Genomic DNA, 23,782 nt, shown 5'->3' with positions numbered 1-23,782 from the left:
CTCATTCGCGCTCGGTGTGGGGCGCGCGCAGGGAGCGCCAGAGTAAAACGGGAATGATGAGGGCGAACACGATCACTTCCTTGAAGGAGCTGAGCCAGAAGGAGGAAAAGGACTCAAGAAAGCCGACGATGAGAGCCCCCGCTACGGCGAGGGGATAGCTGGCGAGCCCGCCGATGATCGCGGCGACGAAGCCCTTGAGGCCCACGATGAAGCCGGAATCGTAATAGAAGGTGGTCAGTGAGGCGACGAGAACGCCGCTGACCGTGCCGATGGCGCTGGCGAAGAGGAAGGAGAGGCGCCCCGCATGCACGGGACGGATCCCCACGAGCTTCGCCCCCTCGCGGCTGATGGCCGTGGCGCGCAGCGCCTTGCCCTCTATCGATCGGCTGAAAAACACGTAGAGCAGCACCATGATGGCCGCTGTCGCCAGCACCACCAGAACACTCTGGGCGGTGATGAGGATCGGCCCCAGCACAAAGGCCGCATCCGACAGGGGCGCGGCGCGCGCGCCTTCCGCGCCGAAGAGCAGGAGACCTATGCCGACCAGCGCATAATGCAGCGCCACGGCGGCGATCAGCAGCGTGAGGTTGGACGCCCGCGCGATACCCTCGAACACCGTGGTGTAGAGGATCGGCCCAAGCGGCACGATAAGGGCGAGCGTCAGCGGAATGGCGATCCACATGCTCGGCTTCAGGGGGGCAAGCCACGTGACGAGGGCGACGACGACCAAGGCATAGGCCACGAGCGCGATCTGCCCAGCCGGGATCCTCAGCCGACCGAGCCGTGCCCGTTCCCGCGCGGTGGTCATCACCGCACTGGCCACGGCACCGCCGAGCAGGATCCAGATGGTGGCGGGGATTTGCCCCGCCTCCAGCGCGGCCAGCGTCAACGCACCGTAGGAAATGAACTCGCCCTGCGGCACGAACAGGATGCGCGTCACCTGGAACACCAAGACGAGCGCAAGGGCGATGAGCGCATAGATGGCGGCATTGACGATGCCGTCCTGCGCCAGGAACAGCGCGATGTCGAACGTCATGACGGACCTTTTTGCAGAGCAAGGCAGGTTCCGATGGCGCCTGCCGGCGCGATCAGCGGGACGTTGGCGTCCGTCAGTTGGCGAGCGCCCAGGTGCCGTTGCGCACCGTCAGCATCACCGGCGTTCCCGGCGGGAAAATGCCGTGATTGTTCGGCCCGAAGGTGATGACGCCGTTCGTGACCGCAAGACCGTCCGTCTTTTCCAGCGCCGAGCGCAGCGCAGCGCGGAATTCCGGCGTTCCCGGCTTTGCCACCTTAAGGGCCGAGGACATTGCATTGCGGATCAGCAGCCAGGCGTCATAGGCATTTCCGGCGAACAGCGAGGCCGAGCCGGGACCATAGGTGGCCTCATACAGCTTCACGAAATCGAGGCTGGTGGCCTTGCTGGGGTTGGCGTCCGGCAGGGCGCTGGCCACGAGCAGCGGGCCGGCGGCGATCAGAACCCCATCCACATTCTTGCCGCCAACGCGCAGGAAGTCGTTATTTACCACGCCGGATGCCTGATAGATGAGCCCCTTGTAGCCGCGCTCCCGCAACTGGGCGGTAGGCAGCACGGCGGGCGTGCCGGTGGCCCCCACAAAGACCGCGTCGGGGCGCGCCGCCAGAACCTTCAGCGCCTGCGCCACCACGGAGGTGTCCGTTCGCGCGAACTTCTCCACCGCCGAGATGGTGATGCCGAACTTCGGCGCAAACCGCTCGAACTCCTTGAGCCAGCCTTCACCCAGCGCATCGTTGAAGCCGATGAAGCCGATGGTCTTCACGCCACGTTGCGACATGCTGGCAAGGGTGCGCTCGGCCAGTTCCCGCTCGCCCAGCGGCACCTTGAAGACCCAGGTCTTCGCCCCCTCCACCGGCTCTATGATGCCAGGCGACGGCGCAATGGCGAGAACGGGGGTCTGGGTGCGGCCGGCAATCTCCACCGTCGCGAGCGAGGTGGGCGTGGTGTTGCCGCCGATGATGAGGTCCACATTCTCCGAGGCCAGCTTCTCGGCATTGCGCCGCGCCTGTGTCGTGTCCGTGCCATCGTCGAGAATGGTCCACGAGACGGGAACACCCTCGATCTCCTTGGGCAGGATCTGAAGGGTGTTTTTCATGGGAATGCCGAGCGAGGCCGCTGGCCCGGTGGTGGAGAGCGTAGCGCCGAGCTTGATCTCCTGCGCGAGGCTGCCCGTAAGGGGTAGGACAAGGATGGCGGCGCCGAGCGCCAGGGCCTGAAGTTTCATGGGTTTCCTCCCGATCCGGTCATGCCGTCTTGTGCGGCCTATTCGTCGATGACGTCGTTGCTGAGCGTGCCGATACGGGCAATCTCCACCTCGACCCGGTCTCCCGGCTTGAGATAGAGCGGCGGCTTGCGGGTGAAGCCCGCACCACCCGGCGTGCCGGTGACAATTACATCCCCCGGCACGAGATCGAAGATGGTGGAGCAATAGGCAATGAGCGCGGGCACATCGAAGATGAGGCGCGATGTGTCCGAGCTTTGCACCGTTTCGCCATTCAGCCGGGTGCTGAGGGCAAGGCCGGACGGGTTCGGGATTTCATCCGCCGTCACCATCCATGGGCCGAACGGCCCCGTGCCGATGAAATTCTTACCCGAGGCGATCTGCTGGGCGTGCCGCTGCCAGTCCCGCACGCTCACATCATTGTAGATGGAATAGCCGGCCACATGATCGAGCGCGGTCTCAGCCGGAATATGCCGGCCGGCCTTGCCGATCATCACGGCCAGCTCGCCCTCGAAATCAAGCTGCGTCGAGACGCGGGGGCGGATGACGGGCGCCAGATGCCCCACCTGCGAGCGCCACACCCTGAGGAAGATGGGCGGGAAGGCCGGCGGGGGCAGCGCATCCGGACCCGCGTCCGGCTCGTGATAGTTGCGCAGCACGCAGACGATCTTCTCCGGCCGGGGAATGACCGGAAGGAAGCGGATATCGTGGAGCGGGATCACCGCGCCCGATCGGCCGGCCAGCAGCGCGTCCCGCTGCTCGAAGTCCGGGCTACCGATGAAATCCGCGAGCGTCGGGCAAGCGGGCACGGCTTGGGCAAGATCGACGACGCCGGCGTCCGTCACGGCGCCCCAGCTTTCAGCACCCCCTATCGCATAGGACAGGAGCTTCATGGCACGTTTCCTTCCCGTGGCGGTCTGATGCCGCCGATGTCCGGTCTTGTGCCGGTTCAGGCCGCTTGGAGAGCTTCGGGGATCGTCACCCCGAGCCGGGTTGCCAGTTCCTTGAGCTTCGAGGAGGTGCCCCGCGCCAGCGGGATGCCGGAGCGGCGGGTCTCGGCCGTGCGACGCCCGCGCTCGCCCGGCAGGAGCACGGCCTGCGTCCCCTCTGCCGGCGGCAGCCCGTGGATCGCGGCCGCAAGCCCACGGACGTCCCCCAGAAAGCGCTCCCGCGAGCCGAAGGCCCCCGGATCAATAGCGGCGACGAAGCCGTTGAAGCCGGCCGGCGCCGCGCCGGACAGCGCCGGGGCGATGAGGGGATTGCCCGCCAGCAGGGAGCAGAGCACTTCGATCATCAGCGACAGTCCCGCCCCCTTGGCGCCGGCCATGGGGGTGAGCGCCTGCACGGCGGCGGGGTCCGTCGTGGGGCGGCCGGCGGCATCGATGCCCCAGCCTTCCGGAATGGTCCGGCCGGCGTCGCGGGCGGCCAAAACCTGGCCGAGGGCAACCGCTGCGGTGGACATGTCGAGGACGATGGGCTCGCCCGCAACTTCCGAGGGCGCGGCGATGGCAAGCGGATTGGAGGATACCACCTCCCCCCGCGCGCCGGGATAGGCCATGAGCGGCTTGGAGGCCGTCATCACAATGCCCACCAGCCCTCGGGCGGCGATGCGGTGGGCAAAATAGCCCACCGCGCCGGCATGGGTGACATTCCGGCCGACACAGAAACCGCCGCCAAGGCGGCCGGCGATCTCAATGGCCTTGTCCGTCACCTGCTCCATGGCCGATGCGCCGGGTGCAAGACCCGCATCAATCAGAGCCACGGCCCCCCATTCGTTCACCACCTTCGGCTCGGCGGCCGGATTGATTAGGCCAAGCCCCACCATCTCCACATAGCGCGGAATGCGCAGCACGCCGTGGGAGTCCACGCCGCGCTGATTGGCCCAGACGAGCAGATCTGCGGATTTCTTCGCATCGGCGGGGCGGAACCCGCCCGCCTCCAGCAGGCCCGCCGCAAAGGCCGAGAGCGCCTCCGGCGCGAGGGTGAGCGGCGTGCCGCTCATGCCGCCCCCCCGAGCGGCGAAGGGAAGAACTTGTCCAGCCAGCCCCTGATCATCAGCTTGGTGCGCGGCGCATCCTGCTCCGACAGCGGGAAGTGCGACGTTCCGGTGATGAGCATCAGTTCCGCCGGCTGGCCGGCCTTCTCGAACATCCGGATGGACTGCTCGGTGGGGGTGATGCCGTCGTCCGCCGTGTGGAAGAACAGCGCCGGACGTGGGGCGATGTTGCCCACCACGTCATCAGCCCGGAACTCATACATGCTGATCGCGGTCTCGACCGGGATCTCCATGATGGCCTTGGGCGAGAGATTGCGGCGCAGCGGCTCGGGGATCGGCACCGCGTCGAAGCGGGAGATCCACATGCTCTGCCCGGTCTCGCGCTTGTGCTTGCGGCCAGCCTCCAGCAGCCCGGTGAAGCGCGCCCAGGCTTCCGGCGTCGGGTGCTGGCCGCGGAACTTGCGTTCCCCGTCGCCCCAGCCGCAGGAGGAGATGACGCAGGCAAAGCGGCTATCCACGCCCGCCGAATAGACCGCGACCGCCGCGCCGAAGGAATGGCCGACCACGCCGATGCGGGCCGGGTCCACTTCCGGGCGTCCCGCCAGGAAGGTCAGCGCATTCTTGGCGTCCGCCACCTGATCGAAACAGCGCACCTGCGCCCGCTCGCCTTCGCTCTCGCCGCAGCAGCGGAAATCGAAGCGCAGCGCCACATAGCCGAAATCTTCCAGCATCCGGGCCTGAATCTCGGCGTGGGATTCGTCCTTCGAGCCGACGAAGCCGTGCAGGACGATGAAAGCCGGCAGGCGCTCGTCGGGCCGGCGGCCTTCGGGCACGTGAAGCACCGCGGACAGCTTGAGGCCGTCCGACATGAAGGTGAGTTTCTCTTGCATGGTCCTGTCCCGGGCCTCGATCAACCGATGGCGGCGAAGGGGAAGTGATGAGTGCGCCACTCCAGCGGCGCGGGTGTGCCCCACACGTTCATTTGCCGTACATTTCCGGGGCGCTGGAGATTGGTGATGACATTCGGCTCGAAGGTCGCGTCATCCGCCACCAGAGCCATGGCGCCCGAGCATTCCACCATCGCGCCGGACGCCTCGACGTAATAAGCGTATGTATTGTCTCCGGGTCGATGGCGTCCGGGCCCCCACAGCATCTGCTTGCCGAAGCGGTCGAGCGTGTCGCCGAGACGCAGATACTGATTGAATTCAAGGAATTCGAACGAATAGTGGTGGAGGCCCACGGTGCCTTTCACCAACCCGAGGATGTGGTGTTGGCGATTGCCGCCATACATCCAACTCAGGCTGTCATCCACCAGCCGCTCGGAGAGCATCAGGCCACCGATGCCTTCCAGCTGGGAGCGGGTCGCGGCAGGATCGGGCGTGATGAGATTGATGTGATCCATCCGGTTCGCGCCGACACCCGTGGAAGGCTGGCGGCGGCCATAGATCGTGTCCTTCACCGGCGTGTGGATCTCGAAGCGGAGCCCTTCCGGCGTGGTGAACGTCACGCCCGCAGCCATGCACGTCAGGCTGGGCTGGGAGGATTCAATGCGGCACCCCAGCTGCGCGACCCGCGCCTCGGCCGCCCGCACGGCTTCGACCGTGAGCGCTTCAAGGCCGATCGTGTGCGTGGCGTTCTCGCCGGCATGAAGCAGGACCAGCTCGGCGGAGCGCCCGTTTGAGCTCAGCCATGTCTGCCCCTCCTGCCGGTTGGTGACATGCAGACCGAGAATTTCGGTGGCATCGCGAATGACGGCGTCCGGATCGCTGACCAGAATCTTCAGATGCCCAACGGCGTGAACGATTGGCGCCATTGCTTCCTCACTAGCGGTAGGGGGCCGTTCTGTGCGGCCATGAGAAAGGGATAGGCAAAATCTCGGAGGGTGGCAATTATTTTCGAAAAAAATTCTTATATCGAAACAAGGAACGAATGACCGATATTGGTGCGCGCAACGTGGAAGCGACGCGGAGACGCGCGAGATTGATTTTTTTCGAAAATCGGCTAACCTCAAGTCAGAAGAAACGGTCGAGGGCCTCAGCCTGCGGCGGCGGGAACCGAGGCGGACATGAGCGACATGCAGAAGACCGGCAAGGAAACGCGGGCCGGCGACGTCCTCCAGAGGATGCGCAGCGACATCATCAATTGCGAGCTGAAGCCCGGCGAGAAGCTGCGCTTTGAGGCATTGCGGGCGCGCTATGACGTCAGCTTCTCAACCCTGCGCGAGGCCCTGTCGCGATTGACCGCCGACAACCTCGTGGTGGCGGAAGGCCAGCGCGGCTTCATGGTGGCGCCCGTCTCCATCGCCGACCTGAACGATCTCACCGAAACGCGCGTTCTGATTGAAATCGAGATGCTGCGCCGCTCCATGCGCAATGGCGACGATGCGTGGGAAGCAGAAATCCTGTCCACTTTCCACCGGATGGACCGGATGCAGGCGCGCCTCGGGCGGGAATATTATCTCTCCGAGGACTGGACCAAGGTGCATGGGGCTTTCCATGCCTCGCTGGTGGCCGCCTGCAACTCGCCGACGCTCGTGGAAATCCGCAACAAGCTGTTCGAGCGCGCCCATCGCTATCGCCGCATCTCTTCCCAGTTCCGCACGAAGTGGCGCAAGAAGGATGTTGAGCATAAGATGATTGCCGACGCCGCGCTCGCGCGGGATGAGGAAAGGGCGCTCTCCCTCATTGCCCGGCACATTCGAGAGACCAGCGAGAATGTCATTGCCCACGGCGGCCATCTGTTCGCCGCCGGCGCCCCTGGAGAGGCGGCCGAATAGATCGCGGGCGGCGCACCCCATATGCCTCATAGACGGCCCGAACCGTTCTTCGCCGCGGCATCCGGGTTACAGCAAAGACCAAGAGTGGCCTCTCACCACAAGAGGCCGCGCATCCGTTTCTCCGGTCCGCAACCAGGGTCAGCGGGCGCCGAGGTCCAGTCCCATCTGCCAGAAATCTGCCTCTAACCGCGCAGCCTGCCCGAACAAGGCGGACAGTTCGGCGAAGCGGCGGTCGGTCATCGTGCGCGCGGCGAGGTCGTCCAGATGTCGGCGTGCTGTTGCCGCCACGCTCTGGTAGCCCGCCCCGGCATATTCGCCGATCCACTCGCGATATGGATGGTCATTCGGCCCGTCGGCACCATCGGGTGCCAGCGCGCGGCCGATCTCGGCATAGCCGATGACACAGGGCGCCAGTGCCGTGTGCAGATCGAGCAGGTCGCCCGCCGCCCCGCAATCCAGCACGAAGCGCGTATAGGCCACGGTGGCCTGCTCCTCGCGCGCGGCATCGAGATCGGCGCGCGACAGCCCCCAGCGGGCACACAAGCGCACGTGGAGCTCGGTCTCGGCCAGAATGGCCGCCACCCCCTCCTGTGCGATGCGAATATCGTTGAGCGTGCGGCTCTTGTAGGCGGCGAGCGCATAGGCGCGGGCGAACTGGATCAGGAACAGATAATCCTGCACCAGATAGGCGCGAAACGCGGCCTCGGGCAGCGTGCCCGCGCCGAGCTGGCGCACGAAGTCATGGTCCACATAGCTCTGCCAGTCCGCCAATGCCGACGCTTTCAGGCGCGTGAAAACATCCATGCCGTTTCTCCCTGCGCCGGTATCGGACACGCTTCGTTCCCGCGCAAGCCCGCTGACGTGCTCCCCGTTTTCTGGCGCGTTTGAGCTGGAATTTTCCGCTTATGATCCCCGGCTCGGGGAAGAGGAGAGTTCCATGAAGGCGCCGAAGTTCACGGAAGCGTAGATCGCGTTCATGCTGAAGCAGGCCAATTCGTCTGCCCCAAGATGCGTTCGGCTGCCCTCAGATGGGGCTTGTCCACCATCTTGCCGTCTAGCTTCAGGACCCCGGCGTCAGGCTGGCTGGCAAATGCTTCACAGACACGTAGGGCCCACGCCACTTCTTCTGGTGCCGGAGTGAACGCGGCATGGACTGGCTCGACATGGGTCGGGTGAATGATCGCCTTACCTGAAAAGCCGTCTCTCCGGGCCTCCTGCGCTTCGACTGCGATCGCATGGAGATTGTCGATGTCTGGGGCGACGGCATCGATAGCTTCCACACCCGCCGCAGCGGCAGCTATCAAGCAGAGATTTCGCGCAAGGCGGATGGGTTCGCGATAGGAATCGCCCCCGTTGTTTGGCGAGGCACCGAGAGAGGCGGTCAAATCCTCTCTACCCCACATCATCCCCCATAGCCGCGGACTGACATTGGCATAGGAACATGCTGCAAGGGCGCGCACGCTCTCAGCCGTTTCCGTGACGATGGCGAGGATGCGGGTGCTGCCGACCTGCGCGCCACTGGCGTCCTGCCAAGCCTCACCGACATCAAGATAATGCCCCAGCTGGCGCACCGCATCCGGGCCCGAGCATTTCGGAAGCACAATGCCGTCGGGCCCCCCCGGCATGATTGCGGCGAGGTCAAGGGGGACGAGGCCCGTCTCCAGGGCGTTGACGCGCACAAACAGCTTCTGCCGCCGCGGCGCCGCAAGTAGAGACCCGAGAAGCTCTCGCGCTTCGGCTTTCATGGCGGGCGCGACCGAATCCTCGAGATCCAGGATCAGGGCATCCGCCTTGCTCATCGACGCCTTCTCGAATTTTCGCCGGCTATCTGCGGGAACGAACAGGAGAGAGCGCATCATGCGACCTCGACGCGGCGGTGCATCAGTGCCGAGCGGCGACAGGAGGCGACGATTTCTCCCTCCTGGTTCAAGGCGATATGCTCGAACTCGACGATGCCCGCCTCTGGTCGTGATTTGCTGCCGCGGATGGCAATGACCCTTGTCTCCGCGCGCAACGTATCGCCATGGAAGACCGGCTTCGGAAACGTCACGTCCGTCATGCCAAGGTTGGCCACGGTGGTTCCAAGCGTCGTGTCATACACCGTCATGCCGATCATTATGCCGAGCGTATAGATGCTATTGAACAGCCGCTGTCCCCATTCAGTGCCTTCTGCGAAGTGCGCGTCAATATGCAGGGGCTGTGGATTCATCGTCAGTAAGGAAAATAGCGTGTTGTCCATCTCCGTGACGGTTCGGCTGAGGCCGTGCTGAAACCGTTGCCCCACGGAGAAATCCTCGAAATGAAGACCGGCCATGGCCGCACCTCCTGTCAGAAACTTCTGATTGGCTGATGCTCAACATCGTTCGGTTCGCGTCGAGCATTCCCGAGTTCTGCTGCGATTTCGCTCGTGTGCTCGCCCAGCCGAGGCGCTGGGCGCGACGCTCGGGGCTGCGAAAGGCTCCACCGGGACGGGGGCGCCATCTCGATCACGGGACCTTCGGACGGATGCAGCGAATGGATGAAGAAGCCGACGTCCTCCAGATGACCATCCTGCATCAAGCTCTCGATGGTGTGCATGACGGCGTTCGGAATGTCGGCCTTTCCCAGCACGTCCTGCCATGCCCGGGTGCTGCGTGTGGCCAGGATGGTGGCCAATTCCCGCGCGATCTCATCGGCATGTTTTATGCGGGCGGCATGATTGACGAAACGGGGGTCGCTCGTCAGGTCGTCCCGACCTGCGATCTCAAGGAAACGCCGCCAATGCTGGTCCGTGTAGAGGACAACACATAGGTGGCCATCTGCTGTACGAAAGGGTCGACGTTCCTTGGTCAGCAGGCGGCGATAGCCTCCTGCGTCCAGGGGGGGTGTGTAGCTCAACCCCGCCATGTGATCTGCGAGCACCATGCTGGCCATGGTCTCGAACATCGGAACGTCGACCCGCTGTCCAAGGCCGGTCCGATCGCGGAAATGCACTGCCCCGAGTATGGCGATGGCGGCATGTAAACCGACGATACGGTCCGCAATGTTGACCGGCACATAGCGTGGCGTGCCGTCGCCGGCTTCGGCGAGAAGAGCCGGGATCGCCGCGAGTCCTTGGATCAGATCATCATAGGCGGGGAGGTCGGCATACCGTCCGTCGCGTCCAAAGCCGAAGGCGCCTACGTAGATAATAGCGGGATTCTGAGCGGCGACCGCTTCGTAGCTCAGCCCGAGACGCTCCATGGCGCTTGGACGCAGATTGTAGAAGAGCACATCGACGTCCGCGATGAGCTGGAGAGCGGTGGCACGGCCCTCTTCAGACTTGAGGTCCAACACAATGCCGCGCTTGCCGCGGTTGGCGTGCAGGAACATCCCGCCAGCCTCGCCACTGCGGCTTGGCCCAACCTGTCGCAGAATGTCGCCGCCCGGACTTTCGAGCTTGATCACATCCGCTCCCATGTCCGCGAGGATAGAAGAGGCGTAGGGCCCCATGACGACGGTCGTCAGGTCGAGAATTCTAAGGCCGTCCAACGGACGGGGACCGAGGTCAACTGTCATGGCGCGGCCTCCGCGAACGCGGGCGGGCGATGTGCCAGCACTTCGCGCACTGGTCGATCATGCCGGGCGATATCCACCACAGTGACCTGGCCGCAGCAGGCCTGCGCCAATTGTGAGGTGCCAACATCCCGCGTCAGGACGTTGGGATTGCCATGCACGCAGAGCGGCCCCTCCGGTGCCTCGTCCTCGGGATCGTACCAAGCGCCGGTTGGCAGGTGCAGCACGCCCGGCATCACATCGGCGCTCAGGCGCGCGCTGGCCACGCAGGCGCCGCGCGCGTTGAAAAGGCGTACAAGGTCGCCGTCTCCGATGCCCCGCTCGAGCGCATCGTTCGGATTGATACGAACGACCTCCCTGCCCTTCTGCTTGTGTGACTGGCTATGAGCCGCAAAGTCCAATTGGCTGTGCAACCGCGTGGCGGGCTGGTTGGCCACCAGTGTCAGTGGTGTCTGGGCGGAGGGCTGTTCTTCCGAAGGCAGCCAGGTCGGATGCCCAGGGCAATCGTCGTAACCGAAGCCGGCAATGGTCTCCGAGAAAATCTCGATGCGTCCGCTTGGCGTTGGGAGAGGCGCGGCCTGCGGATCGGCGCGAAAGGCCCGCAGCAGACCGCCATCGTCGGGCGCCGAAGGCAAGGGGATCTCGCCTCTCTCCCAGAACTCCTCGAAGGAGGGGGCGAACAGGCCAGCATTTTCCAAAGCTTCCTGTGTCTGCTCGTAAAGATGTGCAAGCCACTCGCGCACGGAGCGTCCCTCCGTGAAGGCGGCTTCGAGGCCGAGGCGAGCGGCGAGAGCGCTGAAAATCACAAAATCATCACGAGCCTCCCCGATCGGGGGCGCCACCTGACGCATCGCGATCAGACGCGGGTCGGTAGCCGCTGCGCCGATATCCTCGCGCTCCAGTGTCATCGTGACCGGCAGCACGATGTCAGCGAAACGTGCCATTGGCGTCCAAGCGCTCTCCTGGACGATGATGGTATCCGCCTCCGAGAAGGCACGGCGCAGACGGTTGAGATCCTGATGATGATGGAAGGGGTTGCCCCCGGCCCAGTGAATGAGGCGCACGCGGGGATAAACGTATGTTGCTCCATTGAAGGCGAACACACCTCCCGGATTCAGAAGCATGTCTGCGATACGCGCGACCGGAATGAAGGTGGAGACGCCGTTTCGCCCCTGCGGCAAAGTGGGAATTGGAACGGCGTTGATTTGCCGACCAGTATGACCCATGGCGCCAAGGGCATAGTTGAAACCGCCCCCTGGTAAACCAATCTGACCGACCATGGCGGCGAGGGTCGCAGCCATCCAGACCGGCTGCTCTCCAAACTGCGCCCGCTGAAGGGAATGAGCCACGGTGATGAGGCTGCGCCCTTCCACCAGCCGGCGTGCGAGCATACGCATGGCATCCGCACCGATGCCTGTAATCTCGGCTGCCCAGTCCGCGCTCTTTGGCAGGCCGTCGGCCTCGCCCGTGAGATACGACGCGAACCGTTCGAAGCCAACGCAATAACGCGCGACAAAGGAGCTATCGTATAACGCTTCGGTCAGCAGCGTGTGTGCAAGCCCGAGCATCATTGCGACGTCGGTTCCGGGACGGATTGGCAACCAGCGAGCTTCCGCCGCCTCGGGCATATCGTCCCGCAACGGGCTCACCGACCAGAATTCGGTGCCTCGCGCCGCCGCCCGAGCCATCGCGTCGGCTTCCACGTGGCGGGTGATGCCGCCGCTGGCGATCATGGAATTCTTGATCGGCATGCCGCCGAAGGCGAGCACCATATCCGTGTGGGCGCAGATTTGGTCCCACGTGACATTGTGACGGGACAGGGGCTCGAAAGGTCCCATCACGCGTGGCAAGATGACAGCAGAGGCGCCCGCACTGTAGCTATTGACCGACCGCACATAGCCGCCGCACACCACGTTGTGGAAGCGGTGAATCTGGCTTTGGGCGTGATGAAACCGGCCGGCGCTGGACCAGCCATAGGAGCCGCCGTAGACCGCCTCCGGCCCGTAGGAGTCGCGGACGCGCGCGATCTCAGTCGCCACAAGACTGAGTGCCGTTTCCCAAGAGACCGGCACCAGATCGTTTGAGAAGTCCCGGTGGCGGGGACCGGGTCCGTGGTCCAGCCAGCCCCGGCGCACCATTGGGCGAAGGATGCGCGCCTGATGGCGCAAGGCATCGGCGAAGTTCCCCAGGATCGGAGAAGGAGCGGGATCTTCGGGATGCGGTGTCAATTGAACACGGTCCCCATCCCAACGCGCAGAAAAACTTCCCCAGTGCGAAGCGTGAGAGGCACCAGCGGCAATCGAAGGGTTACGAGGCATCTGAGGCTCGGCAAGGCCGCGGCCAGCGTGCCGCGTCGATCGATGAAAGCTGTCCATCAATATTGCTGCCCGAGGTTGGATCAGTCCAATATGCAGCCGGCGGCCTTTTGAGAACCCAGGGTTATTAGACACATGTCATTCCAAGGCAGGCAGGGCGCCGAACAGATCGAGCTGCGCCACCTACGTTATTTCCTCGCCACCGCCGAGGAGCTGAACTACAGGCGGGCCGCCGAACGGCTGCGCATCGCCCAGCCCGGCCTCAGCCAGCAGATCAAGAAGCTGGAGGAGATCGTCGGCACGCCTCTGTTTGACCGCACCCGCCGCACGGTTCGATTGACCCTCGCGGGAGAGCTTTTCATGCACGAGGCGCGCAAGACACTGGCCCATGCCGAGAGCGCCATGCTCGTGGCCCGCCGCGCCGGGCGCGGCGAGGTCGGACGGATCGCCATCGGCTATGTCGGGTCGGCGGCCTATACTGGGGTTCTTACGACCATGGTCGGGAAGTTTCGGTCGAGCTATCCGGAGGTGGAGCTGCAGATTTCCGAAATGGAAATGCAGCAGCAGCTCGATCAACTCGACCAGGGACGGCTGGATATCGGCTTTATCCGTCCGCCGGTGCCACTTCCAGTCGGCATCGGTACCATCCCGGTCCTGTTCGAGGATATCGTTCTGGCTCTGCCGGAGGCTCACCCACAGGGCGCGAGCGAGCAGGTCGCACTCGCCTCGCTCAATGAGGACATTTTCATAACGCCACACCATCCGCCGGAAGTCAGTTTTCTCAAGCACACCACTTCTGCGTGCCGAATGGCAGGTTTCTTTCCCAGGCTCGGTCCTCAGGGGCGCGACTTCGTCACAATAGCGAGCATGGTTGCGGTTGGGCTCGGCGTGGCCTTGGTGCCCCAATCGGTCCGCTGCATTCAGGTTCCAGGCCTCCAATATCGGCCGATCGCCGATGCCAAGGTGTTGGCGGAGCTTGCCGTAGCATTCCGGCGGAGCGAGCCGTCACCCGTCGCACGGGCCTTCGCGGCCCACGCCCGGCGTTCTGCCTTCTCTGGATCCGAGCCGTCCCCGGTGCGCGGGCGGTCTAAGAAGTCGTGATTATCAAGAAAGCCAAAACCGCATATTGGACTGATGGCTGAAACTGCGCCGATAATCTCCAGACCAACAAAGGTGCAAGTCGGCGCTCCAAGCCGGGCGGACGACCCACTGCGCACATAACCAGAGGTGTGCCGTCGAACTGCGAGGGGTCTTCCCCCGGGGCGGTGGCTGGAATCAGGCGGACCGAAAATGGATTGGCGTAGCCGCGCGGGGACTTCCTTCATTTGCGAGAAGACAGCCGTCACTGCCAGCCGGGGTATGGCGGTCACCAACCACCCCTTGGCCTCCGCCGCCGCGGTCGAGATGATGGCGGCCGGGGGCAATGCAGTGGATGCCGCCATCGCAGCGTTATTCACGCTCACGGTGGTCGAGCCGATGATGGTTGGCATCTTTGGAGGTGGAGCGGCCCTGATCCGTCTCGCTGACGGCCGGGAAGTCGTGCTTGATGGTCTCTCGACGGCCCCCGCGGCTGCGCGTTCGGATAGCTTTACGCCAATCTCCGACACCTGGCCCGATTACATGGAGGCGAAGGGCCGCGCCAACCGCGTTGGCCCCAAAGCGGTGGCGGTTCCCGGAACGCTGAAAGCGTGGTGTGAGGCGGCTGGACAGTTCGGCCGGCTGCCACTGTCCGATCTCATTGCGCCGGCTATCCGCCACGCCGAGCGGGGTTTTCGCCTTTCTCCCTATCTCGCCACCTGCATCGCGGAAATTGCCCCGGACCTCGCGCTCGACGCAGCCATCGCCGCTGTTTTCCTGCCGAATGGCCGCCCACTCGGCGCCGGAGACCTTCTGATCCAGAAAGACTATGCCAATACGCTGCGCCTCATTGCTGAAGAAGGGCCACAGGTGCTTTACGGCGGTGAGCTTGGTCGCCGCGTCGCAGATTATTTGGCCGGTGCCGGTTCCTTCCTTCGCTTCGAGGACTTGGAGAGATACCGGACGGTCACGCGTGAACCCGTCCGGGGCACCTATCGCGGCTTTGAGATCGTCGGACCGCCGCCGCCTTGTGCAGGCGGCGTACATACGCTGCAGATCCTTAATCTCCTTGAGGCCTACAATATCGCCGATTCCGGCTTCGGGACCCGCGAAACGCTGCACCTCGTCCTCGAAGCGCTGAAGATCGCGGCAGCTGACAGGAGGGCTGTCACCGCGGACCCCGCCTTTGTGGATGTGCCTGTCGAACGGCTGATCTCGAAGGCCTATGCTGACCAGCGTCGAATGGAGATCGACGTCGCACGGGCGAGCACGTTCGAGGCCCGGATTCGTTCAAACGAGTCCGCCAACACGACCCATGTCACGGTGGCTGACGCCGAGGGCAATATCGTTACGTCGACCCAGACCATCAACAGCCTGTTCGGCGCCCGCATCATCATCCCCGGCACGGGCATCATTCCGAACAACTACATGTACCTGTTCGATCCCCATCCCGGAAATGCGCTCTCGCTGGAACCGGGCAAGCGGATCACCAGCGGCATCACGGCCCTCATCGGGAAGAAGGAGGGACGTCCGGTCTTCGCGCTGGGCCTGCCGGGAGCGCACCGGATCCCCGCCTCGGCCATGCAGGCCGTTTTGAACCTCATCGACCATGGAATGGACGTTCAGGAGGCGGTGGAAGCGCCCCGCGTCTTCACCTGGGGCCAAGAGGTGGAGATCGAGACCAGCGTTCCGGTCGAGATCCGTGACACGCTCGCGACCATGGGGCATCGCGTCGTCGGCGTGGACCACGTGGCAGGTGGCATGTGCGCGATCGGGTTTTCAGACGATGGTCGGATGACAGGCGCGGCCTGCTGGCGCGCCGACGGCGTCCCCATGGGGCTGGGCGGCGGCAGCGCCCGGGCCGGCACCTCGTTCTGGCCGGATCCCCGTCGTGGACGGGTCTACTGAACAAATAAGGCCGGCGGCCACCGAGGGGAATCATCATGCAGATCAACCGACGCGAAGCATTGATATGGTCCGCCGCCACGTTGCTGGCGACCACCCGCTCATCCCTGGCTCAGGGACGCAGAACGATCCGCATTGCGCCGCACGCCGCACTGCGGGTGCTCGATCCGGTGACCACGAGCGCCTACATCACGCGCAACCACGCTTATATGGTCTATGATACCCTTTTCTCGATCGACGCCGCTTATCGGCCGCAGCCTCAGATGGTCAAGGAGTGGACCGTCAGCGACGACCAGCTATCCTACACCTTCACGCTTCGGGAGGGCTTACTGTTCCACGATAATCGGCCGGTGACAGCCGAGGATTGCGTGGCCTCCATTACGAGGTGGGCCAAGAAGGATGTGGTCGGCCTGCGCCTCGCATCCGCAATGTCCGACATCAGGCCCCTCGACGACAAAACCTTTCGTATCGCGCTGAAGACGCCATTCGGGCCGACTCTCGAGGCGATGGCCCGTCCGAGCTCAATTCCGCTGTTCGTGATGCCGCGGCGCATCGCCGAACTGCCGCCGGATAAGCCGCTGGAGGAGGTCGTTGGATCTGGACCGTTTCGCTTCATCGCTTCTGATTTCCGTCCCGGAGTCAGTTGGGCCTATGAACGTTTCGCCGATTACGTTCCTCGTGCGGAGCCGCCGGACGGTCTCGCCGGAGGCAAGGTGGTGAAGGTGGACCGCGTGGAGGCGCTCTGGTTTCCCAGTAAGCAGACGGCCATCAATGCCTTGGCCAAAGGCGAGATCGATCTGCTGGAAAACATGAATGCCGATCAGCGCTCGCTCTTAGACGGCGATCGCGGTGTCACGCTCCGCCGGCGCTTTGGCCCCATGGCGTCAACCATACGCTTCAACTGGGCCCAACCACCGTTTGACAACCTCAAAGCCCGTCAGGCAGTTCAAGCGGTGGTGACACAGCAGGACTATATGGACGCCTCGATCGGCGATCCCAAATCTTACCAAATATGTCCTGCTCTTTTTGGTTGCGGGACTCAGTTGGAAGTCGATGACGGTTTCCGTGACACAGGCAAGCCTGACGTCAAAACGGCCCGCGCTCTTCTGAAGGAATCTGGCTACAAGGGCGAAAAGGTCGTCATCATCACCCCCGGCGACATCGCATCCTTTGCGCCGCTCGCGCCTCTGACCCAGCAGTTGCTGCAACAGATCGGCATGGCAAGCGAGATCCAGACCATGGAATGGAGCACCTTCCTTGCCAGGAGAGCAAAGCCGGGGCCAGTATCCGAAGGTGGTTGGAACATCGCCCATGCGGTCTTTGATCGGCTCGACCTGATATCTCCGCTCGGCAACCCAAATTTCGATGCCCGAGGAAAGTCGGGATATAGCGGTTTCGTCGACGATCCCGAGACCACTGATCTCAAAAATCAGTACGAGCGCGCGACCGATCCAGCTCGCCAGAAGGCGATCGCTGCCGAACTCCAGAAGCGCGCGTACGACCTCGTCTTCTATATTCCGCTCGGCACGTATTACGACTACGAGGCTTTCCGCTCCAATGTCACCGGCTACGTGCCCGCACCCGTCATGGTGATGTGGGGAGTGACCAAGGCATGATGACGCGCCTGATCGCCATGCGCATCGCCACCGTCCTTCCCGTTCTTCTCGTCGTAGCGACCATCGTTTTCGTACTCCTGCGCCTCAGCCCCGGTGACCCCGCACAGGTGCTCGCTGGTGAAAATGCCACGCCTGAGGCTCTCTCTAATATCCGGCAGGAGCTCGGCCTGGATCGATCCTTACCGGTGCAATACGTGACCTGGCTCGTCGAGATGGCTCATGGCAATTTCGGCACCTCAGTCCTGTCCCGCGTGCCTGTCCTCACTCTGATCCGTGACAGGTTGGAACCGACGATGGTTCTCGCGCTGAGCGCGATCGTCATCACCGTGCTCCTCGCCGTGCCCCTCGGAGCCTTAGCGGCGTGGCGGCACAATAGCTGGATCGACCGCGGGGTGATGGTCTTGTCCGTCATCGGCTTTTCCGTCCCGGCCTTCGTCATCGGCTACGTGCTCATTCTGCTGCTGGCAGTTAAAACCGATCTGTTTCCGGTGCAGGGATATGTCAGTCCGCTCTCAGATCCCGTGGCGGCGGCGCGGCACCTGTTCCTGCCTTCCGTCACCCTAGCGCTGGTCTTCATGGCTCTGATCGCACGCGTCACCCGCTCGAGCGTGCTCGAGGTGCTCGGAGAGGATTTCGTGCGGACGGCGCGAGCGAAAGGCAACCGGCCCACACGTGTGCTATGGCGGCACGTCCTACCTAATGCCGCGGTGCCGATCATCACAGTTGTCGGCCTTGGCCTCGCTTTGCTCATCAGCGGCGTCGTCGTTACGGAAAGCGTGTTCAACATCCCCGGAGTTGGCCGGTTGACGATCGACGCGATCCTCGCCCGCGATTACCCGGTGGTCCAGGGCCTGATGCTGTTCTTCGCCTCCATATTCATCGGCGTGAATCTGTTGATCGACATTGCTTACGTGATCGTCGATCCCCGCATCCGCTATTGAGGGCCTACCCATGTCCGCTATCGGGAGCATGCAATCCCATGCCCGTCGCCTGCGCTTGGGTGAGCTGCTCGCCAACCCTGCGCTCCTGTTCGGCGGCACGATCCTGCTGTTGGTCGTGCTGTCGGCCATCTTTGCTCCCCAGATCGCAGGAACAGACCCCTTCCTGATACGACCACGTCTGCGCTTCCGCGCGCCGGACAGCGCGTTCTGGTTCGGCACTGACGCGTTGGGTCGAGACGTCTTCGCGCTTGTCGTACATGGTGGGCGCCTGTCTCTTCTGGTGGGACTGCTGTGCGCGCTGGCAGGTGCGGTAATCGGCTCTCTTCTGGGCCTCGTTGCCGGATATCTGCGTGCCTTTGATGCCGTCATCATGCGTCTCATGGATGGCATGATGGCGATCCCCAGCCTGTTGTTCGCGGTGGCTTTGGTGTGCCTGGTCGGCCCCAGCCTCTTCTCCATCGTCGCCGCGATCACTTTCTCAGAAATTCCGCGTGTCACCCGCCTCGTTCGCAGTGTCGTTCTCAGCGTACGGGAAGAATCCTATGTGCGTGCGGCGGAAGGGCTTGGCATCCCCGGCTATCTGGTGCTGCTGCGCCACATCCTGCCGACATGCCTCGCCCCGCTCATTGTGCAGACCACCTATATGTTCGCGGCTGCCATGCTCGCGGAAGCGGTTCTGGGCTTCCTCGGCGTCGGGTTCCCGCCCGACATGCCGAGCTGGGGCAACGTACTGGCCGAGGGAAGAGCTGTGTTTCAACGCGCCCCCTGGACCATCATCGCGCCGGGGCTCTTCCTGGCAGCGACAGTGATGGCCGTGAACCTGCTGGGCGACGGGCTGCGGGATCGTCTGGATCCACGCCTGTCTCGTGCAACCGGAGCGACGTCATGACCACCGATGCGCCCGTTCTCGAAATCGAGCACCTGTCGATCGCCCTGCCGCATGGCCTCGACCGGCGGTTCGCGGTTCACGATCTCTCACTCGCCGTGCGCAAACGCCAAATCGTTTGTGTCGTCGGGGAGTCCGGATCAGGCAAGTCGGTCACGGCGGCTGCGGTTATGCGCCTGCTGCCTGAACGGACGCTGCGGATCGCCAGCGGCCACATTCGCCTGGAGGGCGAGGATATCGCGCAGGCTTCGCCTGAGCGAATCTGCGCCTTGCGCGGCAATCGGATGGCGATGATTTTTCAGGAACCACTTACGGCGCTCAACCCGGTCATGCGCATTGGCGACCAGATCGGGGAGGTGATCCGCATTCACCGGCCGGGCACACCTGCCGCCGATGTGGAGAAGAGGGTGCTCGCGCTGCTTTCGGACGTGCATCTTCCGGATCCGGCGCTGCTCCGCCGCTCATTTCCGCATCAACTGTCGGGCGGGCAGCGCCAGCGCGTCATGATTGCGATGGCCCTGGCTCTCGAACCGGCTCTGATCATCGCGGACGAACCGACGACCGCACTTGATGTAACCACGCAGGCTCAGATTCTGCGGCTGATGCGCGAGTTGCTGATCAAGCACGAGAGCGGCGTACTGATGATCACGCACGACTTCGATGTTGTGTCCGCGATCGCGGATTACGTGGTCGTCATGCGGCACGGGGAGGTCGTTGAGCAGGGGCTGCCCTCTCAGATACTCGAAAAGCCTCGCCACCCCTACACCCGAGCCCTTATCAGCGCGGTCCCGCGGCTCAATTGCCGCCCGAGTCCTGAGAAAACAGCCGAGCCTCTTTTATCGGTAAGCGACCTCAGCCTCACCTACCGCACTTCCAACCTGTTCCGCCCCGCGCGCGTGACCCGTGCGCTCGATCGCGTGTCATTCGATCTGGCAGCAGGCGAAACGCTGGGCGTGGTCGGCGAGTCCGGTTCGGGAAAGACAAGCCTGTCCAAGGCCATCCTTCGCTTCGAGCCGGTCGACGAGGGGACCATCCTGTTCAGGGGCAACGATGTTCTCTCGCTCACGGGCGCCAAGCTGCGCCAGTTTCGTCGCAACATCCAAATGGTTTTCCAGGATCCCTACAAATCGCTCAATCCGCGCCGCCGTATCCTTCAGTCAATCACTGAGGGGCCCGTTCAGCACGGAGTCCCCACGTCGCGAGCCACGGAACGAGCTGGCGAGCTGATGGAACTGGTGGGCCTCCCCAAAGAGGCTCTGGACCGTTTTCCGCACGAGTTCTCGGGCGGCCAGCGACAGCGCATCTGTATCGCGCGCGCGCTGGCTATGGAGCCTTCCGTTATCGTCGCTGATGAGGCGGTGTCAGCCCTCGACGTGTCGGTACAAGCGCAAGTGCTGGAATTGTTGAACCAGCTTCAGAAGCAGCTCGGCTTCTCAATGATATTTGTTACCCACGATCTGCGGGTGGCCTCTAATATTTGCAATCGCATCGCGGTTATGCGGCAGGGGCGGATCGTAGAAATAGGCCCCACTGGCGAGGTCTTCGGTTCACCCCAGCAGCCATATACTCGCGAGCTTCTTGCGGCGGCCGTTTTGCGCCCGGGAGCGATATGATTACGTTTTGCTTTTGCATGGCCTGGCGGCCGTTGAAGCGCTCCCCGTTTGCTCATCCCATCGACATTGACGTGAGGCCCTTTTCTCCTCCGGCGTAAAGGAGAGCCTGAACCGCCCGGGGTTTGCCGGAGGCCGGATGGCTTGGGCCACGCAGCCATAGCGGACGGCGCGAACGCGGCATAGTAGGCGGCCTCGGCTTCGGCGGGCGGGATATTGCCGACGGGCTCAAGGAGCCGGTGGGTATTGAACCAGTCGCCCCATTCGAGCGTGGCATGCTCGAGCGCCTCGTCGGATCGCCAGGGGCCGCGCCCTGGCCGACATCCCCGCGGATCGCGCCGCTCAGGCCTCCGGCAAATCGGGAGTGGTTCAGACCGCCAAAGATCTCGGGTCTAGCCATGCTCGCATTCTGATATTCCGGAATGTACCAAAACCGAAATGGCGGACAAATTTTGGGCTAGAGTTGTGCTTGGGTGCTTCGGATGGAAAAAGGGGCCGGACTTTCGTCCGACCCCTTGATCTCACTTATAATTTGGTTGCGGGGACAGGATTTGAACCTGTGACCTTCAGGTTATGAGCCTGACGAGCTACCGGGCTGCTCCACCCCGCGTCAGAACCGAACTGCTTGCCGGCGAACCGTCTGCTTCGGTGAGGCGTATGTAGCAAGCGCCCCCCGGCATTGAAACCCCCAAGCCCAAAAAAAGCGCCGCGAAAGGGCCACCTGTGGATGGCGCCCGGCGGACTGGACCGCCAAACCGTTTCCCGGCAAAGGTTTCCAGCCCAGCGAGGATGTGGGGATGGCAGACCCGCGTCGGGCTCAACCCTCCGCGCCGCCCTCCCCGGCTGCGCCGATGTCCGTGCCGGAGGCCGGATTGCGCTTGGCGGCGGCCTTGGCGTTGCGCTCGGCCTTGCGCTGCTCACGGCCTTCGCGCCCCTCAACCAGCGCGGTGATCATGCCGTGCAAGGTGGCGAGATCCTGCTTGGTGAGCTCGCAGCGATGGAAGATGTTGCGGATGTTGCGCGTGGTCGAAGGCGCCTTTTCCGGCGAACGGAAAAAAGCCGCCTCCTCCAGTTCCCGCTCCAGATGATCGAAGAAGGCGAAAAGATCGACCCTGTCCGCCGGCGGCGAGCGCTCGGGCATGACGAAGGGCAGAGCATTGCCGGTGGCCGCCTTCGACCATTCATAGGCGGTCACAGCCACGGCGGTAGCCAGATTCAGCGAGGCGAAAGCGGGATTGACCGGCAGGGTGAGGATCGAATCGCAGAGCGACACTTCTTCCGTATAGAGACCCGTGCGCTCGCGGCCGAAGACCAGCGCCACGTCCTCACCCGCCTTCAGGCGCACCACCGCATCCTGCGCGACCACGTCCGCGCCATTCACCGGCTTGGCCATGCCGCGCTCGCGGGCCGTGGTGGCCACGGCATAGGACACGTCCGCCAGCGCGCTGCGCAGGTCGGGGAAAAGCTGGGCGTCGTCGAGAATTCGGTCCGCACCGGCGCAGAAGATGCGCGCCTTCTCGTTCGGCCAGCCCTCGCGCGGGTTCACCACGCGCAGACGGGAGAGGCCGAAATTGCCCATGGCCCGCGCCGCCGAGCCGACATTCTCGCCGAGCTGTGGCTCGACGAGGATCACCACCGGCCCGCCGGCGATCCAGGGCTTCGTGCTGTCGGTTCCGGCGCCGGGCATCAGCGCCCTCCCCGGCAGGACGGGTAAGGGACAGCGGGCGGCATGGAAGAAAGAACGTGCTCAGACATGCGCCCGTCATAGAGCCGGAACCGGATGGAGCAAAGCCGCCTCGTGCCCTCGCCGGCTCCGGCACGCCGTCTCAGGGCCGCGCGGGCAGGCGGCTGACGGTGATGAGGCTGCCGGCGGCGGTCTTGCCGCGGATGATGCCCCACACCACGCCGGGATCTGAAGGGTCGAAGGCAAAGCCCTGGCCGGCAATCTCCAGCGGGATGGTCTCCTGCCAGCGCATCACCGAGCCCATCTCGGGCGGCGCCACTACGTAAAGCTCGGCATTGTCGTGGCCGGTGATGTAGAGCCTCCCGTCCGGCCCGAAGGCGCCGCCGGAATTGCTCATGTCCTGGAACTTCGCCACCAGCGCATCGGGATAGACAAAGGCCTCGGCGATGCTCCAGTCGGGATTGAAGCGCACGATCTGGGTGGCGTACTTGTTGCCGTAGGCGAGCGGGCTCTTGTCGAACACGCGGTTGTAATTGGCGAAGGCGCCCCACCAGCGGCCCTGCGGATCGCGGTCCAGCCAGGTGAGCGAGCCCCGCTCGATGCCGAAGCTGTGGCTTTCCAGATGCTTCAGGCTTTCCGCATCCCAGACCTCGATGGAGCTGGTCATCGGCCAGTCGGGATAATTGGAGTGGGCGGTGTAGAGCTTGCCGTCGCGCACCACGCCGCTGTCCATATGGATGATGGGGCCGGCCTTCGGCCCCTCCCATTTGGCCAGGGGCTTGCCGGTCGCCTTGTCCAGCTTGACGATGATGCGGTTGTCGATGGCATAGGCATAACGGTCCGTCACCGCCACCGCCTGGCGCGCCTCAGGCACCTCGAAGCGGGCGATGGTCTGGGCGGCGGGGCGCAGTTCCTGCGCCGAGGCGGCGGGCGCGGCCAGAACAAGGGCGAGCGCAAGGCCGGCGCCGGCACGGCGGGCCATTGCGCTCGCGGGTCGTACGGTCAGAACGGGGCGGATGGTCATGGCGGGCTCCGGTCGGGGCGGCGCCCCGCAAGGCTTCGATCCGGCGCCCCCTATCAAGCGGCTGTGACGGGCGCGCGACACCCCTCGCCCATTCCCACAGGCCGTCTCGGCCCGCCCGGCTGAAAACCTTGTCCTAAAGTCGGCGCAATGCCCTTCTTCCGCT

General features: G+C 64.0%; 20 protein-coding genes, 1 tRNA gene and 1 pseudogene. 7 read left to right on the top strand and 15 right to left on the bottom strand.

What is annotated here, in order from left to right; all coding sequences use genetic code 11:
• Window position 1: 1 nt before the first annotated feature.
• From AZC_RS09775 to AZC_RS09750, 6 genes are all read right to left on the bottom strand, one after another.
• Entirely contained in the window at window positions 2-1,036 is a 1,035-nt protein-coding gene (locus tag AZC_RS09775; protein WP_012170413.1) for a branched-chain amino acid ABC transporter permease, read from the bottom strand.
• Between the two features lie 73 nt (window positions 1,037-1,109).
• On the bottom strand, window positions 1,110-2,258 hold the full coding sequence (locus AZC_RS09770) for an ABC transporter substrate-binding protein (RefSeq protein ID WP_012170412.1): 1,149 nt from the start codon (window positions 2,256-2,258) through the stop codon (window positions 1,110-1,112).
• A 38-nt stretch (window positions 2,259-2,296) separates the two neighbouring features.
• A complete protein-coding gene (locus tag AZC_RS09765; protein ID WP_012170411.1) occupies window positions 2,297-3,148 on the bottom strand; it encodes a fumarylacetoacetate hydrolase family protein in 852 nt (283 codons plus the stop codon).
• A 56-nt stretch (window positions 3,149-3,204) separates the two neighbouring features.
• Window positions 3,205-4,257 (bottom strand): Ldh family oxidoreductase, encoded by a 1,053-nt coding sequence (locus AZC_RS09760; protein WP_012170410.1) that lies wholly within the window; start codon window positions 4,255-4,257, stop codon window positions 3,205-3,207.
• Window positions 4,254-5,141 (bottom strand): alpha/beta hydrolase, encoded by an 888-nt coding sequence (locus tag AZC_RS09755; RefSeq protein ID WP_043879160.1) that lies wholly within the window; start codon window positions 5,139-5,141, stop codon window positions 4,254-4,256. Before AZC_RS09755 ends, AZC_RS09760 begins: the two co-directional genes overlap by 4 nt.
• 20 nt (window positions 5,142-5,161) lie before the next feature.
• Window positions 5,162-6,064, bottom strand: a complete 903-nt coding sequence (locus AZC_RS09750; RefSeq protein WP_012170408.1) for a VOC family protein — start codon at window positions 6,062-6,064, stop codon at window positions 5,162-5,164.
• Between the two features lie 252 nt (window positions 6,065-6,316).
• Here AZC_RS09750 and AZC_RS09745 point away from each other — a divergent pair, with 252 nt between their 5' ends.
• The gene (locus AZC_RS09745) at window positions 6,317-7,027 is read left to right on the top strand and encodes a GntR family transcriptional regulator (protein WP_012170407.1); all 711 of its coding nucleotides are present in this window, start codon (window positions 6,317-6,319) and stop codon (window positions 7,025-7,027) included.
• Window positions 7,028-7,165: 138 nt separating this feature from the next.
• Here the strand turns inward: AZC_RS09745 and AZC_RS09740 are convergent, their stop codons facing one another.
• From AZC_RS09740 to AZC_RS09720, 5 genes are all read right to left on the bottom strand, one after another.
• On the bottom strand, window positions 7,166-7,831 hold the full coding sequence (locus tag AZC_RS09740) for a TenA family protein (RefSeq protein ID WP_043879159.1): 666 nt from the start codon (window positions 7,829-7,831) through the stop codon (window positions 7,166-7,168).
• Between the two features lie 170 nt (window positions 7,832-8,001).
• A complete protein-coding gene (locus tag AZC_RS09735; RefSeq protein WP_043880207.1) occupies window positions 8,002-8,883 on the bottom strand; it encodes an HpcH/HpaI aldolase/citrate lyase family protein in 882 nt (293 codons plus the stop codon).
• Window positions 8,883-9,341, bottom strand: a complete 459-nt coding sequence (locus AZC_RS09730; RefSeq protein ID WP_012170404.1) for a MaoC family dehydratase — start codon at window positions 9,339-9,341, stop codon at window positions 8,883-8,885. The genes AZC_RS09735 and AZC_RS09730 overlap by 1 nt, the downstream gene beginning before the upstream one ends.
• A 14-nt stretch (window positions 9,342-9,355) precedes the next feature.
• Window positions 9,356-10,564, bottom strand: a complete 1,209-nt coding sequence (locus tag AZC_RS09725) for a CaiB/BaiF CoA transferase family protein (RefSeq protein WP_012170403.1) — start codon at window positions 10,562-10,564, stop codon at window positions 9,356-9,358.
• Window positions 10,561-12,879: a molybdopterin guanine dinucleotide-containing S/N-oxide reductase gene (locus tag AZC_RS09720; RefSeq protein ID WP_043879158.1), complete on the bottom strand. Its 2,319-nt coding sequence runs from the start codon at window positions 12,877-12,879 to the stop codon at window positions 10,561-10,563. Before AZC_RS09720 ends, AZC_RS09725 begins: the two co-directional genes overlap by 4 nt.
• A gap of 132 nt (window positions 12,880-13,011) precedes the next feature.
• Between AZC_RS09720 and AZC_RS09715 the strand changes: the two genes are divergently transcribed.
• The 6 genes from AZC_RS09715 (at window position 13,012) to AZC_RS09690 (ending at window position 20,914) form a co-directional block, all read left to right on the top strand.
• Window positions 13,012-13,977 (top strand): LysR substrate-binding domain-containing protein, encoded by a 966-nt coding sequence (locus AZC_RS09715; protein ID WP_012170401.1) that lies wholly within the window; start codon window positions 13,012-13,014, stop codon window positions 13,975-13,977.
• Window positions 13,978-14,166: 189 nt separating this feature from the next.
• The gene (ggt, locus tag AZC_RS09710) at window positions 14,167-15,861 is read left to right on the top strand and encodes a gamma-glutamyltransferase (protein ID WP_043879157.1); all 1,695 of its coding nucleotides are present in this window, start codon (window positions 14,167-14,169) and stop codon (window positions 15,859-15,861) included.
• A 35-nt stretch (window positions 15,862-15,896) separates the two neighbouring features.
• Complete coding sequence (locus AZC_RS09705; RefSeq protein ID WP_012170399.1) at window positions 15,897-17,474, top strand: ABC transporter substrate-binding protein; 1,578 nt, start codon at window positions 15,897-15,899, stop codon at window positions 17,472-17,474.
• Window positions 17,474-18,415, top strand: a complete 942-nt coding sequence (locus AZC_RS09700) for an ABC transporter permease (protein WP_012170398.1) — start codon at window positions 17,474-17,476, stop codon at window positions 18,413-18,415. The genes AZC_RS09705 and AZC_RS09700 overlap by 1 nt, the downstream gene beginning before the upstream one ends.
• A gap of 10 nt (window positions 18,416-18,425) precedes the next feature.
• Window positions 18,426-19,304 carry an ABC transporter permease gene (locus tag AZC_RS09695; RefSeq protein WP_012170397.1) on the top strand — a complete coding sequence of 293 codons (879 nt, stop codon included), beginning with the start codon at window positions 18,426-18,428 and terminating at the stop codon, window positions 19,302-19,304.
• Window positions 19,301-20,914 carry an ABC transporter ATP-binding protein gene (locus tag AZC_RS09690; RefSeq protein WP_012170396.1) on the top strand — a complete coding sequence of 538 codons (1,614 nt, stop codon included), beginning with the start codon at window positions 19,301-19,303 and terminating at the stop codon, window positions 20,912-20,914. Before AZC_RS09695 ends, AZC_RS09690 begins: the two co-directional genes overlap by 4 nt.
• A 149-nt stretch (window positions 20,915-21,063) precedes the next feature.
• Here the strand turns inward: AZC_RS09690 and AZC_RS24835 are convergent.
• The 4 genes and pseudogenes from AZC_RS24835 to AZC_RS09675 all read right to left on the bottom strand — a co-directional run.
• Window positions 21,064-21,222, bottom strand: a pseudogene (locus AZC_RS24835) (IS3 family transposase); the annotation flags it as partial.
• 222 nt (window positions 21,223-21,444) lie between these two features.
• Window positions 21,445-21,521, bottom strand: a tRNA-Met gene (locus tag AZC_RS09685).
• Window positions 21,522-21,728: 207 nt separating this feature from the next.
• Window positions 21,729-22,598: an RNA methyltransferase gene (locus AZC_RS09680; RefSeq protein WP_012170395.1), complete on the bottom strand. Its 870-nt coding sequence runs from the start codon at window positions 22,596-22,598 to the stop codon at window positions 21,729-21,731.
• A gap of 139 nt (window positions 22,599-22,737) precedes the next feature.
• Entirely contained in the window at window positions 22,738-23,619 is an 882-nt protein-coding gene (locus AZC_RS09675; RefSeq protein WP_244421820.1) for a cycloisomerase, read from the bottom strand.
• Window positions 23,620-23,782 lie beyond the last annotated feature (163 nt).

Origin of the sequence: Azorhizobium caulinodans ORS 571 (genome assembly GCF_000010525.1) — a bacterium.
Lineage (GTDB): Bacteria > Pseudomonadota > Alphaproteobacteria > Rhizobiales > Xanthobacteraceae > Azorhizobium > Azorhizobium caulinodans.
The sequence above is the reverse complement of the archived record's forward strand: the minus strand, read 5'-3'. Positions and strand labels throughout refer to the sequence as shown.